Annotated in this window: 12 protein-coding genes; 7 read left to right on the top strand and 5 right to left on the bottom strand. The window is 44.1% G+C overall.

Annotated elements, in window-relative coordinates; genetic code table 11:
* The first annotated feature begins 81 nt into the window (after window positions 1–81).
* The 5 genes from OCV20_RS18435 (at window position 82) to ggt (ending at window position 7,432) form a co-directional block, all read left to right on the top strand.
* A complete protein-coding gene (locus OCV20_RS18435; protein ID WP_050621561.1) occupies window positions 82–456 on the top strand; it encodes a hypothetical protein in 375 nt (124 codons plus the stop codon).
* A 213-nt stretch (window positions 457–669) separates the two neighbouring features.
* Window positions 670–3,885, top strand: coding sequence for a response regulator (locus tag OCV20_RS18430; RefSeq protein ID WP_086773916.1), 3,216 nt, complete (start codon window positions 670–672; stop codon window positions 3,883–3,885).
* Window positions 3,886–3,894: 9 nt separating this feature from the next.
* Window positions 3,895–4,371, top strand: coding sequence for a hypothetical protein (locus OCV20_RS18425; RefSeq protein WP_086773917.1), 477 nt, complete (start codon window positions 3,895–3,897; stop codon window positions 4,369–4,371).
* 1 nt (window position 4,372) lies between these two features.
* Window positions 4,373–5,440, top strand: a complete 1,068-nt coding sequence (locus OCV20_RS18420; RefSeq protein ID WP_086773918.1) for a sulfate ABC transporter permease — start codon at window positions 4,373–4,375, stop codon at window positions 5,438–5,440.
* Between the two features lie 261 nt (window positions 5,441–5,701).
* Window positions 5,702–7,432: a gamma-glutamyltransferase gene (gene ggt / locus OCV20_RS18415; protein WP_086773919.1), complete on the top strand. Its 1,731-nt coding sequence runs from the start codon at window positions 5,702–5,704 to the stop codon at window positions 7,430–7,432.
* Window positions 7,433–7,565: 133 nt separating this feature from the next.
* Here ggt and OCV20_RS18410 read toward each other — a convergent pair whose 3' ends face one another.
* The 4 genes from OCV20_RS18410 to OCV20_RS18395 form a co-directional block, all read right to left on the bottom strand.
* Entirely contained in the window at window positions 7,566–8,408 is an 843-nt protein-coding gene (locus OCV20_RS18410) for an IS3 family transposase (protein WP_108721729.1), read from the bottom strand.
* A complete protein-coding gene (locus OCV20_RS18405; RefSeq protein WP_086774936.1) occupies window positions 8,405–8,914 on the bottom strand; it encodes a helix-turn-helix domain-containing protein in 510 nt (169 codons plus the stop codon). Before OCV20_RS18405 ends, OCV20_RS18410 begins: the two co-directional genes overlap by 4 nt.
* A gap of 94 nt (window positions 8,915–9,008) precedes the next feature.
* Window positions 9,009–10,067 carry a HEAT repeat domain-containing protein gene (locus tag OCV20_RS18400; RefSeq protein WP_086775751.1) on the bottom strand — a complete coding sequence of 353 codons (1,059 nt, stop codon included), beginning with the start codon at window positions 10,065–10,067 and terminating at the stop codon, window positions 9,009–9,011.
* An 87-nt stretch (window positions 10,068–10,154) separates the two neighbouring features.
* On the bottom strand, window positions 10,155–11,486 hold the full coding sequence (locus OCV20_RS18395; protein ID WP_086775752.1) for an anaerobic sulfatase maturase: 1,332 nt from the start codon (window positions 11,484–11,486) through the stop codon (window positions 10,155–10,157).
* Window positions 11,487–11,623: 137 nt separating this feature from the next.
* Between OCV20_RS18395 and OCV20_RS18390 the strand changes: the two genes are divergently transcribed.
* Together OCV20_RS18390 and OCV20_RS18385 are read left to right on the top strand one after the other, a co-directional pair.
* On the top strand, window positions 11,624–12,412 hold the full coding sequence (locus tag OCV20_RS18390; protein WP_086775753.1) for a formylglycine-generating enzyme family protein: 789 nt from the start codon (window positions 11,624–11,626) through the stop codon (window positions 12,410–12,412).
* A gap of 161 nt (window positions 12,413–12,573) precedes the next feature.
* The gene (locus OCV20_RS18385) at window positions 12,574–14,256 is read left to right on the top strand and encodes an alkaline phosphatase family protein (RefSeq protein WP_086775754.1); all 1,683 of its coding nucleotides are present in this window, start codon (window positions 12,574–12,576) and stop codon (window positions 14,254–14,256) included.
* 139 nt (window positions 14,257–14,395) lie between these two features.
* Here the strand turns inward: OCV20_RS18385 and OCV20_RS18380 are convergent, their stop codons facing one another.
* Window positions 14,396–15,490, bottom strand: a complete 1,095-nt coding sequence (locus tag OCV20_RS18380; protein WP_086775755.1) for a substrate-binding domain-containing protein — start codon at window positions 15,488–15,490, stop codon at window positions 14,396–14,398.
* Window positions 15,491–15,525: the final 35 nt, after the last annotated feature.

The following is a 15,525-nucleotide window of genomic DNA, read 5'->3' as shown; positions in this document are numbered from 1 at the left end:
ATTTAGGGAAATGGATGTAATTGACAAATTAATAAGTGAGAGAGATGATTCGCCCCAATACCACAGGTAACAAGGAAGAAAATGTACACATTCGTTGCAGACAAGCTTGATGTAGCTTACTTATCCGCAATTCCTGAGAATCATATATTTCAGGGCTGTGACGTGCCTGAAGAAGAAATCGAACTTCGAGAGATCATTGAGATTTGGTACGAGTGTTCATTCCTGCCTGCTTTTAACCTACAGAAAATTGAAATCGCAAATAAACCAGAGCTCACAATCATACAAACACACGTTTTTAACAACGATACAAGCACACTCGCCTTCCTACTCAAAAACAGAGTGTATCGCGCTGCACTAAACAGAATGCTCGGTATTTGGACATTAGAACCCTCTGCAAAAACGGTTTTAGAGCAACTTCTTTTCGAATTAAGCCTCGATAACAATCGTCCTCATTAATACGCTTTTTAAGTTATTCATCAATAAGCATAAAATTAAACAAACTGCCAAACGCTATAAATTACTAATAAAAGAACGCATTTCAAAATAAGCTCTGGAATCACAAGAACTTATACCCCTCCCACACTTACGTAAAATTTACCGTTTCAAAGTTTCCATATCGGAATTTTTATTCTACTGTTTTTATATAACGACAGTTGGATGGATCCTTATATGGCAATTACGGTCTGGAATAACCTTTCAGTCAAACATAAACTCTTTGGCTTAGTTCTACTTCCCATTTCATTATTACTCTTCCTAGCAGGTAGACAGGCTTATATATTAACGACTCAGTTAACCGATTTTGAACGAACCAATCAGTTATCTGTGTATCTTCAAGATATTTCTGTCTTGTATAGAAGTACCTTGGCGTCTAGCCCTGAAGAGTTTGCGACTCAAAGCAATCAAGTAAAGGCAGAACTAAAAAACCTGTCTCCCATCATTTTTTTAGACGCATCTGATGAAATGAATCAACTTGTTGCCGATTTCAGCGAAGCGACCTTATCGACGATGCAAGCGACTGACACTTACGATAAATTGGATGCCCTCGAATGGCAGAGCGATTTATACAAGCAACTGCTACTTGAAGTAGAGAAGGTCCCTTTTGAAAACACTAAACGTGAAATTCAACAGCACCTCACTGCCCTTCAACAACTTGAGTGGTTGATGTTTTGGTCGAATGAAGAGTTCAAGCTTGGTAGTTCACTGATTGAGATATTCCAAAGCAGCCAAGAGTACGACCCAGAACTCGCAGAACAAATCGAAACCTTGAGTGAAAGACAACAATTGTTCTTAGAGCGCTTTGTTTCATTGAACGCCAACGAACATCAAGTGTCTTTGATGGTTGAAGTGTTTCGAAATGATGTGTTTGCTCAAAGCCAAGAGATAAGAAGCGCGCTACTCGACCTAAATGCAATCAGCCAACTGACGCCACAAGAAGTGTCTGTTGGCTTAGAAGCGATGAGCGCTCGACTCAACTTATTACAAAGCCTTGGCGGCGTAATCAAGCAAGAGTTTCAACAAGAAGTTGAGCAAGCCATCTATGACGCGCAAATACAGCGAACCCTGTTTATTTCAATCGTCGCTTTGTTGGCAGCGATTGTTATGGGTTTAACCCTTAGCTTGGCCAGACAAGTCACTAACAACCTAAATTTGGTGTTAGCCTTCTTAAAAAGCGAAAATGATGACACGCGCCCTTCTTTAGATAAATTAATCCAAGGTAAAGATGAACTCAGTCTGTTTGCTCAACAAGTTGAACGATTGACCATCGAACGAGAACTCGCGAAAGAGAGATTGACGGTAGCAAAAGAAGACGCCGAGCGAGCTAAAGAAGACGCTGAAGAAGCAAAAGATCACGCGATACAAGCCAGTAAGGCCAAAAGTAGCTTCTTGGCTAACATGTCACACGAGATTCGTACTCCATTGAATGGCGTTATCGGTATTTCTGAGATCTTGTCTGATACACCGCTGACACCAACACAACGCGATTATGTCGATACCATTGAGACTTCTTCTCAACTGCTATTAAGCCTTATTAACGACATTTTGGACTTCTCTAAGATCGAATCTGGCATGCTCTTGATCAGCCCTCATTCAGCATCAATTCGAGAATCGATTTACGACATAGCCTCTATTGTGGCACCAAAAGCCAAAGAACAAAAAATATCGATTAACGTAGATATCAGCCCAGACACACCGGCACGCGTGATGATAGACGATCACCGTTTAAGACAAATCTTGATGAACTTTATGTCGAATGCGGTGAAGTTTACTGCAGAAGGTGGCGTCACCTTATCAATCCAAACGCTCAACAAAGCAGATAACAATGCCACCATTCGATTTGCTGTACGAGACACGGGTATTGGTATCGATTCAAAGCAACAAAAACAGATATTTGAACCCTTCGCTCAAGAAGACGATTCAACCACACGTCAATTTGGTGGTACTGGTCTTGGTCTAGCCATCAGTACACAGTTGGTTGAACTGATGGGTGGTCAAATTCAACTCGACTCAGTTAAAGGTGAAGGGAGTTGTTTCTACTTCGACTTGGAATTGCCTGTTGACTTGATACTGCCAAAACCAAGTGCAGCAATGGCTGATATTTATGTGCTGGGTAACGAAAACATGCTCTCCGAGCGAATCGAGTCCGACCTTAACCTTTATGGTTTGAAGGTTACCGATAAAACGAACGATATAACGGCAATTACAGAGCAGCTCTCCACTCAAAAACACACTAAACCTATCACTGTCGTTTTCGCCGAAGATGACGCATTCCTAGCTAATACCCACGCAGATAACTTAGCTAAGCTGCACCAAAACGGCATCACAATCTGTTTGATACGTTCCTTCTTAAGTGAGCCAGCGGATCTTGGTGACAGCGTTACAGCACAAGTCGCACAGCCCCTACTCGGCTTGCGTTTAATTAAAGCTATTGAGCTTTGTGATACACGAGGTTTGGCGGAACTATCTGAGGCAAGCCAGCCACAAGTTGAGATCCAACACAAAATCCTTATCGTTGAAGACAACAAGATCAACCAAAAGATTGCGGGCCTTCATGTAGGAAAGAGTGGTTTTGAATTCGAGTTTGCGAATAACGGTCAAGAAGCTATCGACATGTTCACCGCTAATCCTCATTACGCGGCGATACTCATGGATTGCATGATGCCGGTTATGGATGGCTTTGATGCGACAAGCAACATCCGAAGAATTGAAAAAGAAACAGAAGCGACGCGACGCATCCCTATCATTGCATTGACCGCCAGTGTCATCGATGACGATATTCAGAAATGTTTCGACGTTGGTATGGATGACTATGTACCAAAGCCATTCAAGTTCGAGATGCTTAAAGAGAAAGTGCTCACCGCGGTCGAAGCTATGCCACTACCAGCTTCCTATAAAGCTCAACCTAAGACACAACCTAAGACACAACCTGCAACTGTCACTCCGATTATCAACGGGGCTGCGACAAAACGTACTTTGCCTGAAGAAGCGGAACAAAACGCAATTCCGAGCAAATCAGAAAAGATATTGCTTGTTGAAGATAATCGCGTGAACCAGAAAGTCGCTTCAGTGATGCTTAAAAAAGCCGGCTACGCCTTTGAAATAGCAGATAACGGACAAATTGCCGTTGATATGTACCAGAACGACAGTAGCTTCGACATTATTTTGATGGATTGCATGATGCCTGTTATGGACGGTTTCACCGCAACTAAGGAGATTCGAGAACACGAGAAAAACCAAGGCTTAAGCAAAACTCCTATTATCGCGTTAACCGCCAGTGTTATCGATGATGATATTCAAAAGTGCTTTGATTCCGGAATGGATGGGTACGTAGCGAAGCCCGTAAGAAAAGAAAAACTGTTCCACCAAATAGAAAGTGCGACTTGTTAGGAGAAACCAATGGAATGGATCAAAACAATTAAAACACTCTCGTGCAGAGCGCTGCTACCTGCAGTGATAGGGTTGTTAGGAAGCTTACTTCTTCTCAGCCCCGCTCATGCCGCAGAGGATTACGCCATATTCTCTTTAGACTCTGGGTTTGAAGAGATATCGATAAACAAAGCGAGAAAGCTATACCGAGGAAAAACCAAGCGCCTCAATGGCAAACGTGTAGAACTATCAGACTGGCCTGAGAACAGCGCCGAGAGAGAACAATTTTATCAGCTTTTACTTGGAAAAAATGCCGCTCAAATGAATGCACATTGGGCTGGATTATCTTTTTCAGGAAAAGCGCGTTATCCAAGAGAAATCAAAACGGCATCAACCGACAGCTTAGTGGACTGGCTTGATGACAAACCAAACCGTATTGGTTACTCCCCACTCTCTTCGGTTCCTCAAAATGCCAACGTTCTCTACGTTATAAGTTCGGAGAAATAATATGAAAAGAATAATTACGTCAGTGTTATGTGCCTCAATGGCCTCTCCGGCTTTTGCGAATATCGAACTTACCGATAATTTATCCTTGAGTGGCTTTGGCTCAACGTCTTGGGCAACATCGGATAACGATAATCCATTAATCATCAACCGCGGTTTTACTGATGAGAGCTGTTACGACTGTGATACCACATTTGGTGTTCAACTCGATTACTTCTACAATTCATTCAAAGCTTCCGTGCAAGTTGTAAAGCCACCCCAATATGATTGGAGTGAGCCTCAGCTAGAGTGGGCTTACTTAGGTTATGAATTTAATGACTTTGATGTCAGCGTTGGTCGATTACGACTACCATTATTCCTTGCCTCTGAGTACTACTATGTGGGCCAAGCCTATATGACAGCAAGGCCACCAACAGAGGTATACAATTCCGTCTTAGGCATTACTGCGTTCAATGGTATTAAAGTGAGTTGGACTCATGATGTCAGTGACGAAGCAACGCTATTACTCTCCCCCTTCTTCGGTATAAAAGACAAAAACGAAGTCGACTTTAATTCGAGTACTGAGCTGGAATTTGAAACCAATCGAATGTTCGGTGCCAACCTTCAATTGAGTGGTGAAAATTATCGTTGGAATTTATCTTTCCTAGATTCAAATTTTGACCAAACAGTAAAGATTAAAAACGTTGGTACCCTCCCAACAGCAGATAACCAACACATCCAACTTTGGTCGTTAGGTGCTGAGTATGAATTAGGTCAAGCGGTGCTTGCAAGTGAAGGACAGATCAGTGACTTCTCGTCCTCGATGTACGCGAGTTTGGGCTATAGACTAGATTTATTCACTCCATACGTCGTTTACGGGGCAGAGTTTGATTCACACGAACACCTAACAGGAAACAGCTACCTAATTGGTGTGGATTACGATGTGCTACCAAATGTCTCTATTAATGGTGAAGTGCAATATTTTGAAGCTCGCAAAGCAAACGGTGCGTTTGTCGAAGAGTTCTATCCACGAAGTGCCTTTGATGACAAAGATGCCGTCCTTTACACCATCATGTTGAGTTTCGTTTTCTAATCATGCGTAAAAATCATCGTCAATAGAAACAAAAGCCCAAGCTAATCAAACAGTCTGGGCTTTTTTATGTCTTTGAATTGTCATGCTTAACAAGCCATTACATTGCTCTTAACTATCCTTTAATTCAGAAACATTTAGGTGATTTAGTCACTAATGTCAGAGCCGTCAGCATTGTGTAAGAAGGCTGTAAACTCACGAACTTCACTACCTTAAATTGGTCAACCTAAAAGCGAATAAACAGATACCTTAAACGGAGAACGCATGCGAATAGCTACTTTATCTTTAAGTTTGGTTTCAGCGGTCGGTTTCGCGGCTGAGCCAAACCCTTTTCCAATTACGCCAGACGAAACTGGCGAAGAGTTTATGGTAAGTGCAACGAATCCATACGTAAGCAGCACTGGGTATTCGATACTCAAAAAAGGCGGTAATGCAGTCGATGCAATGGTGGCGATGCAGATGACAATGTCTGTGGTTGAACCGGATATGACTGGGATTGGCGGCGGCACTTTTGCGCTGTTTTACCAAAAAGACAAAGATCAATTCCTCGCACTTGATGGACGAGATGAAGCCCCTTCAACTGCTACTCCAGATATGTTCATGGAAAATGGAGAAGCGCTAAGTCGAAACGAGATTTTAGGGGCTCGTTCTGTAGCAGTTCCCGGCACACTTCGTTTGCTCTATAGCACTCATCAACAATACGGAAAACTGCCATGGTCTGAGCTTGTTCAACCCGCAATTGAACTGGCAAGCAAGGGCTACGCGATGAACAGCTACACCTACGACATCGTGGTTCGTGAACAAGAACGATTGATTGAAGATCCAGAAATCGAAGCCCTGTATTGGAATGACGACCAAATCAAACCGACCGGCACATTGATGAAGAACCCAAAGCTTGCCGACACTCTGAACAACATTGCTCAACAAGGCGATAAGTACCTTTATGGTGGCGAGTTCGGTAAGCACATCGTTGAAACGGTTAACAGCCGAATCGATGCCGACCATGCAAAACTTTCAATCGAAGATTTTGAACAGTACCAAGTGAAACAACGTGAAGTTATCGAAAGCGACTATCGTGGCAACAAGATTGTCTCGTTTGGTTATCCAGCCTCTGGTGGGGTAATGGTTGCTCAAAGCCTTGAAATGTTGGAAGCCTATGACTTAGCCGACATGTCTAAAACCGATGTTGAACCTTGGCGCTTGATGACCGAAGCCATGAGAATCGCCAAGGCCGATCGCATCGCTTATGCGGGCGATCCAGATTACATTGAAACGCCCGTAGCTGCCCTACTCGACAAGTCCTACATCGATGAGCGACGTAAGCTCATTCCAGAGACTGGTATTGCGAAAACAAAGCCGAAAGCAGGTAAGCTATCCGATACTGATTACGCTCAGTACCAAGGTTTTGAGAGCCAAGATACCGGGCACATATCCATTATCGACAAAGACGGTAATGCCATAGCTATGACCAGCACCGTCGGCACAGGGATGGGTTCAGGAGTAATGGTCGATGGTGTGATTCTTAATGCCCAAATGGCGAACTTCTCCACCAAACCCACCATAAACGGTAAACCGACTCAAAACGCCATCGAAGCAGGTAAGCGACCTCGTTCAGCTATCACACCGTTAATGGTTATGGATAAAAAAGACGACCTGCGTTTAGTTGTCGGCTCTCCTGGTAGCTCGCAAATTCCGGGGTACGTGTTAAAAACCGTAGTTGGCGTTTTAGATTGGGATCTGCCTGCGCAAGAAGCCATTGACCTTCCAAACATTCAATACGGCACCAAGATCGACCGCACCAAACCTTATGACCCAACGGGTTTGTTGGTCGAGAAGAAAACCTATGCTGAAATGCTAGTACCAGAGTTCATGCAGCTCGGTTATCCGGTGCATGTCATTCCAGTCGTCAGTGGCTTGAACGCGATTGAAGTCAAAGATGGCAAGATCTATGGCGCGACCGACAGACGCCGTGCATCAAGCTCTATGGGTGAATAATAAAGTTAAATGGGCAAGTAATAGGCTTGCCCTTATTCTGTCTTTAGTCGCTTGAGCCTTATCTAAGTGGTTCATGGATGAGAAAAAGCCAGTCGAACATGTTGAAGTGACCCCGTAAAGTTGGACATTTCTGTTAAGCGGCTTTCAAGGCCTGAGTTCGATATTCTATCGGAGTCAGGCCTTTTAGTTTCACTTTTATACGTTTGGTATTGTAGTACTCGATGTATTCTTTAATCTGCTCTATCAGAGCATCTGCATCTTCAAAGCTTTGGTTGTGATACATCTCGGTTTTGAGTAAAGCAAAAAAGTTTTCAGCAACAGCATTATCCAAGCAGTTACCTTTTCTCGACATGCTTTGCGTTAACCCACTCTCCGCTACCTTTTTCTGATACTGTCGATGGCGATATTGCCAACCTTGATCGCTATGTATAATTGGCTTTGAGTTGGGTTTAAGCGTTGATATAGCTTCCGTCAGCATATCTGTGACAAGCGGCAAGCAGGCATTTTTGGCCACTCTATAAGCAACCACCTCCTGAGTAAACAAGTCGACAACGGGAGATAAGTATACTTTCTGCTCTTTGACTTTGAACTCCGTGACATCAGTTACCCACTTTTCATCGGGTTGAGTCGCACTAAAATCTCTTTCAAGAACGTTGGGAGCAGCTTTTCCTGACTCTCCTCGGTATGAACGATACTTTTTAATCCTGACCGTCGATTTAAGGTTGAGCTGAGCCATAAGCCTTTGAACCGTTTTGTGATTAAGCACGAACCCCTGATTCTTTAGTTCCAAGTGAATACGGCGGTAGCCGTATCGCCCCTTATGTTCATGATAAATTGACTTTATCAACCGCAGCTCACGTTCGTAGCTATTTTGGCGCTTGCTCGTTTGAGCCTGATAATAAAAGACACTTTTTGCCAACTGTAGAGTGTGCAGTAAGTGCTTTAATGGGTACTTGCCTTTAAGAGTTAGAGCTATGACCGCTTTTTCTTTGTTCGACGGTTTTTTTTCTGCTCCAACTCTTCCAACTTTTTTAGAACGGCATTCTCGGTTCGTAAGTAGACCAACTCCTCTTTTAGCTCCTCAAGTGTCATTTCATTATCAGGCTTAGTGGTACGTTGAGGTTGCTGTTTCATTGAGGGTCTTCCTTTCTGGCGCATTTCGAGCCCCTTGATACCGAGCTCATTAAATCGTTTAAGCCAGACAGAGAGTATTCCAGGGGATGAGAGGTTTAATACAGCGCTAGTGTGCGTGAGAGACCATTCATTCGTCCACATTAAATTCAATGCTTTTCGTTTTGTTTGAGCAGTCGCGGCATGATTAGTTGGTAAAAATGAATCAGTACCATGGATGGCAAAGACTTGAGCCCAATACCGTATCTGCCTTGAAGAAATTGAATATTGTTTTGCTAAGTAGAGAGATGACGTGCCATCTAAGTATTGCTTAGCAATGATACATTTTAGCTCTCGGCTATATTTGGACATAAAAAGACCCCCAATAATTGGTGTCCAACTATTGGGGGTCAGTTCATGTCGACTGGCTTTTCATTATCGGCTTCGCTAGTTACTCATTAGAATATTATGAGCTTGGCGCTACTCGTTTCTCTTTCAACTGCTCAATAACATAATCAGGAGCCACTTTACCTAGCTCACCCAAGCAATCATCGGTCTTTTCATTTCCGTAGCGCACATAGATATCGCAGACCGCATATAATTGCTCTGGAGAACCAGAGATCAAATATGCTTTCTCGAACGATTTAGTCGACTTGTCGATATCCAACTCTTCTTGTAACACCCCATTTAGGTACCAGTAATAGCTGTTATCTTTCGCTAGCTTCGCGGCCACTTCAATCTCTTTGGCTGCCGCAGTTTTGTCTTCAAGGCGAACCAAAGTCAACGATTTCGAATAATGCAGTGCGGCGTTGTTTGGCACACTCTCTAAACCACGATCTAATACTTCGACTGCTTGTTTGTCTTTGTTCTGAGCTCGAAAATTATCTGCGTAGCTCAACCAAACTTGTGCTTCTTTTGGGTGAGTATTGATCAGCTCTAGATAAACCGTTTCCGCCTTATCCCAATCGTTGTGCCATCGAAGCACATCAGCAAACAGTAATTGGTACTTTTCAGATTCTTGCGTTTCCAAGAAGCTAATAAGCTCTGTGACTGGTGGTTCAATTTGTGCTTTCTGCTCGTCATCTAACGCATTGAAGTCACGGACTAGGTTTGACGTTGCCGTATGGCGAACCATGGTATCGCTGTCTTTTAGCAGAGGTGAAACTAACGCCCAGCGATGTTCAAGTTGGTAAGGTTCAGAACCGATAACTGCCGCTTCACGCACTTCAGGGTTTTGATCTTTTAAGCCTCTAGCAACAGCCACCAGCGCATTTTGGCTTGGGTATGAAGCAAGCTCTTGCAGTGCACCAGTACGATTTTCAACAGATTGATTCTGATCTTGTGCCATGTAAGACAATTGTTGAATACGGGTTTGAGTGTCCGTCATTTCAAGCACTTGATTGATATTTTGTGCTGGCGCGTCAACCGTTTGTTGAACGCTATTCGCAGCCATCGCAGACGTTGAAATCAATGCGGACGTTGAAACCAATAAAGCAACAGCCGTCGCTAAACTCTTCTTCATCATAGTATTACCTTAAACTGGAGAACTTAGCCTGTCCTTAGACTCGTATCTGATTAAATTTATCTTGGACCTGTTGATCCAAAGAACGAGTTAAAACTTGGTCTCGAACGTCGCTTGTTGCGCCTGTTTTGCTCGATGCGCCATCAATACTGAGTCGCTGAATTTGCCATGAGCCACTGGATACCCCATTGCACGAGCGATGTACGCCATCGACTTATCGACATGAGAAAAGAACTTATGCCAACCTGCACATAAGTAGTTCAAGCCCGGTTCGCCTGCTCGAGTTTTGATAAAGCGGTTCTTAGGGCACTCACCATGACAAGCAAACTTGTAATCACACTGCTGACATTGACTGGTCAGTGTGCGGGATTTAGCAAAACCAAACTTTTGCTGTGGTGCGCTGTACGCCAAATCATCAAGTTTCTCGTGATGAATATTGCCAATCTTGTATTCAGGGTAAACATAATGGTCGCATGAAAATACGTCGCCATTTGGCTCCATTGCCAAGCCTTTTCCGCATATCTCATTCAAGGTACACAGTGGATTCGGACGCCCAATCCATGTTTCTACGCTCGCTTCAAAATACTGAACAAACACCTTGCCGATGTCGTTCTTGGCCCACTCATCAAATACAGAAATAAGGAAATTACCCCAAGCCAAGTCCGACACACACCACGATTCCATGATCGAATCTTTATGTCCGGGGATCAGGCGTTTGTCGCCTTGTTTGAGCTGCTCGCTCACTTGGGATGTTTGCGGTGCAACCGTTCTGAACGTTTTCTGTTCAACGATAGGAATAAACTGCATTTGCGGTGACTTCACCACATCACGTAGGAAGCGATAGACCTCAAGTGCATTTTGACTGGTGAGGTTATTCACACAAGTCAGCGTTGCGAACTTCACTTGATGTTTATGCAGCAGCTCCACGGCCGCCATCACTTGTTTGAATGTGCCACGGCCAGCTCTGTTGACACGATAGGCATTGTGCAGCATTTCAGGACCATCAATACTCAAACCGATCAGGAAGTTATTCTTCGCAAGAAACTCAGCCCAATCATCATTCAGCAAAGTACCATTGGTTTGTAAATCGTTTGAAATTAATACGCCTTTAGGTTGGTACTTTTTCTGTAACTCAACCACGCGTTCAAAATACGCCAAACCTAGCATGGTCGGTTCACCGCCCTGCCATGAGAAGATGATTTCTGGTGTGTTTTGACCTTCGATGTATTGTCGGATGTAGGTTTCTAACGTCTCATCATCCATTCTTGGAGAACTGCCTTTCTTGTACTCCAACAAATCTTGCTTACTTAGGTAGTAACAATATTTACAGTCAATGTTGCACGCTGCGCCAATCGGCTTAGCCATGACATGCAAGCGCTTAGACGCTTTACCGTTATATTGTGGACCTTGAGTAATATGCATGATTTACCTACCTATTTTAGTATTCTGGAGCCATCATAATTCCTATTCGATCAGGTGACATGTTATACCCTTTATAACCAATAGGAATGACCTTAAACGTTAGAATTAGACCCTATTTCGAACATCTGAGGCACGTGATGAAATTTCTTAATTACAAACAGTTAGCAACAATTAGCAGCGTCACCATGACTATTCTTCTGAGTGGCTGTGCAAGCGTGCCTACACACCCTATCGCCCAACAAATCGACCAAGAGATGGTGTTGGTTGAAGGCGGCACATTCACCATGGGGTCGAACGATCCAGAAGCGACCAAAGCAGAGCGTCCTGCACGTAATGTAACTGTAGATAGTTTCTATATTGCGAAGTTTGAGGTGACTCAAGAATTGTTCGAATCGGTGATGGGTTCATCTCTCAGTTATTTCCAAAACCCACAAGTTCCAGTCAATAACCTTAGCTGGCAACAAGCGAACTACTTCGTCGACCAATTGAACGAACTTACAGGCGAAGAATACCGTTTGCCTACTGAAGCTGAATGGGAATTTGCAGCGAAAGGTGGCAACAAAAGCAAAGGCTTTACTTACAGTGGTTCCAATAACTTAGATGATGTTGCGTGGTACTCAGCAAATTCTAAAAATAGCGCGCATCCAGTCGGGCTAAAGAAACCAAATGAACTAGGCTTATATGACATGACAGGAAACGTGGGCGAGTTTGTTATCGATGCCTTCGATGACACCTTCTACCGATTCGGTCCAACAGACAACCCTAACAGCGCAAAACACAGCGACGTCGGTTTATCACACAAATCGGTTCGCGGTGGCAGCTTTGCTTATGACGAAAATGAATCTGAAAGTTACCGTCGTGACTTCGCAAGCCAATCGATCACTATGTCAGATATGGGGCTGCGTTTAGTTAAGGATACGAACTAAAGCTGTTAACTAGCCAACGAAGCGAACTAGCTAAAGATGCCGACGGTTATGTGGTTCACTAATCGTCACCAACAATACTAAAAATACGATTCGCACTGTACACACGTTAGAAACCTGACCAAACATTAGAACTCAGCGGCAACAGTGAATAAGGAAACGCTATGCAATACACCAAGCTTTCAGGACTAACACTCGCGTTACTCTGCGCTCTTCCAGCTTCAGCTGCGGAAAAGCCAAATCTAGTCCTTCAAATCACGGTAGATGGCCTGCGCGCAGATCTAATCGAACGATATAAGCGCAACTTCGGTGAAGGCGGTTTCCGGTACTTAATGGATGATGGTACTTACTACACCAACGCGAACTACCAACATGGCAACACGGAAACGATTGTGGGCCATGTATCGCTTGCAACCGGCGCTCCACCGAGCGTACACGGCATGGTAGGTAACGTTTGGTATGACCGTAGCGAAGAACGTTTGGTGTATAACGTAGAAGACGGTAACTACCAAATGCTGACCTCTGGTGCGGGTGTCGATAAAGCAACAGAGATCGACCCAACGCAGAAGACAGCACAAGGCGACGGCCGCTCTCCGGAGCCAATACTCTCGACTACGTTTGGTGATGAGTTGACGATTTCCAATAGTGGCAAATCAAAAGTGTTCGGTGTATCTGTGAAAGACCGCGGCGCAATCTCATTGGCGGGACACAGCGGTAAAGCCTTCTGGTTCTCCAAAGCACAATCTGAATTCGTCACCAGTAACTATTACTACGACGAGTATCCAGATTGGGTATCGCGCTGGAACGAGAAAGCGATTGCTGCTCAGTATTCCAAACAGAAATGGGAGCTATCATTACCGCGTGAGAAATACACGTTGCAAGAACACGATACCGAACACAAAGTGAAACTCGGTGATTTCCAACGTACGTTCCCTCACCCATACGGCCCGGCAAGCTACAAATACTACAGCACCACCCTAACCGTTAGCCCTGCTGGTGACGAGATCACGGAAAACTTCGCTAGCACCTTGTTGATGCAAGAGAAGCTTGGCCAAGGCGACGTGACTGATTATCTGTCTGTAAGTTTCTCATCAAACGACTACGTGGTGCACCTTTACGGCCCTGAAAGCCTAGAAACAGAAGACAACCTTATCCGACTTGATAAGACTCTTGCTAAGCTTTTCAAAACCGTGGATAACCAAGTCGGGTTAGAAAACACATTAATTGTGCTGTCTGCCGACCACGGCGTTCCTGAATCTTCACCTGCGGCAAATGCGCTTGGCTTCAATCAAGCTCAATACTTCAATAAAGACACACTACTCTCGAGTGGTGTTGAGAAACGATTGAAGGATGAATTTGGTTTAACCAAAGACGCGATTCGCTTGTACGCACAACCTTACATCTATCTGAATCATGATCTGATCGCTGAGAAGAAGCTTGATCTGGCTAAGGTACAAGAAGCCATTGCTGATGAGATTGCAAAAGTGAAAGGCGTTGCGTTTGCTGTATCAAGCAGTGATATCGCAACCAACCGAGTGCCGGATACGCATGTGATGCAGCTAATTAAAAATAACTACCACCCTGCTCGTTCTGGCGACGTGTACGTGGTATTTGCACCGCGCAGCTACATTAACGACATGGAAGGCCTCCAAATTGCCTCTACACATGGTTCTCCATGGAAGTATGACACACATGTGCCGGTGATCTTCGCAGGTTACGACGTTGAAGCTCAGAAGGTATCACGAGCAGTGACGCCATATGACATTGCACCGACACTGTCGAACAAACTGGGAATCACCCAACCAAGCGGGTCAATCGGAGAAGTGCTGCAAGAAATCACGGAATAGACTCAATCTCTAAGGTTTCGTGAGCTAGATTTCGAATCCGGAACCCACTCAATAAAAGAGCTGTTTATCTAATTCTGACTCACTAAGTCGAAACAGATAAGCGGCTCTTTTTGATTGATAAAGGCTAAATGGATCGAACCTAATTCTTGCCCGAGTAACGAAACGCTTCTCTGGTTAGCTGATTTAATTGGTCGTCATTCATCTTATTGTGCACAACGGTGATACGACCTAAGTAAACCAACGGGACTTCTGCCTCTCGCTCTTCCAAGTGAAACTTAATCGCTTCGGCCGTTGCCACACCAAGGTCATCACTCATTCGCATAGGCGTCGCGTCTAATTCATCGGAACGAATCTTTTCTATCTCTTTCGCAGTACCGCCCCAACCCGTCACATAGATTTGAGACAACATGTCAGCCTTGTTTAAAGCATCCACCGCTCCCATTGTCATCGCAGTATTAGCATTGTGAACCATGGTCACTTCGGGGAAGTTACCGAGCACCAAACGAATCCCGTCGGCTCCACCTATCTTCTGGTATTGCCCAAAGTGCTCATACACCGTTAACCAATCGCCTTTTTCTTCTACGCAATCAATGAAACCTTGTGAACGTTGAGTATCTGTTATTCCCGGAATTCCTCGATTGGCTGAAAACTCGACTTCATTTCCGAGTTCTTTCACCACATGGTCACAAAGCACCTCAGCCCCCATCGCGCTTGAGAAATCAAACCAGCTGTCTGGTTGATGTTTCCATTGCTCATTCGGTGTGTGAAACGCCCAAATAAAGGTTTTGAAATCTTTGGAAGCGGACAGTTTTTGAATGTTGCCGGCTTGGATACCTAATTCAGAAGGACCAAAAATGACGAAGTCATAAGGCGTCTCAGAATTCAGGACTTGCTCGATGTATTGGGTCTGTAATGAGTGCTCAATTTGCCTTGAGGTAAACTCACTGATCTCAAAAGGCAGCTCCAAAGCGATGAGCCTCTCCTTCAATGCGGTGTAGTTTCTGGTCCAAAAGTCAGAAATATCTGCACTTGGATAAATCAGCGCAATTCTTACCGGTTTTTCTACCGACATCGGAGCTAATGAAATTGGCTCGCCACTTACAGTCTCTTGAAATTTTTCAAGTTTCTTTACATCAGCCTCCGACCTTACACCGTCTGCATTGACGTACAAAGGGAGGCAAAAACACGCTGTCAGTAGGGTTGGTAAAATATTTTTATAAAGTTGACCCGGCATAACTGTTACCAAATGTTTGAATGTTTATTAACAAC

The organism is Vibrio coralliirubri (genome assembly GCF_024347375.1).
GTDB classification, from domain to species: Bacteria; Pseudomonadota; Gammaproteobacteria; order Enterobacterales; family Vibrionaceae; genus Vibrio; species Vibrio coralliirubri.
Note: the sequence above shows the minus strand (reverse complement) of the source record. Positions and strands in the feature narration are given on the sequence as shown.